Here is a 314-nt window from a genome sequence, read left to right on the forward strand (position 1 = left end):
ATGTCGAGGCGGCCGGCCTTGGCGAGCGTGTCGGCGACCAGCCTGTCCGGCGCTTTCTCGTCCAGCATCTCGGCGGCGTGAAAGTCGAAGCCGAGGCCCGCGAGTTCCTGCCGCGCATCATCCTTCATCGTCCGGCCCGCAACGACGACGCGTGCGCCGGCTTCGCCGAGCGCCTTCGCGATGGCGAGGCCGATGCCGCGCGTGCCGCCGGTCACCAGCGCGACCCTGTCGTCCAGTCGGAAGCGGTCGAGGATCATGATCGCGGTTCCATCGCGCGGTTTTAGGGACAGCTCAGATGTCGACACTCTGCGGCT

The 314-nt window shown here is 68.5% G+C and carries 1 protein-coding gene; it reads right to left on the bottom strand.

What is annotated here, in order from left to right:
• A partial coding sequence (locus EN786_RS36900) for an SDR family NAD(P)-dependent oxidoreductase (protein WP_135910160.1) occupies nucleotides 1–257 on the bottom strand: 257 nt, incomplete at its 3' end.
• Nucleotides 258–314 lie beyond the last annotated feature (57 nt).

The sequence above is a fragment of the Mesorhizobium sp. M4B.F.Ca.ET.143.01.1.1 genome, assembly GCF_004792275.1.
In the GTDB taxonomy this organism is placed as follows: Bacteria; Pseudomonadota; Alphaproteobacteria; order Rhizobiales; family Rhizobiaceae; genus Mesorhizobium; species Mesorhizobium abyssinicae.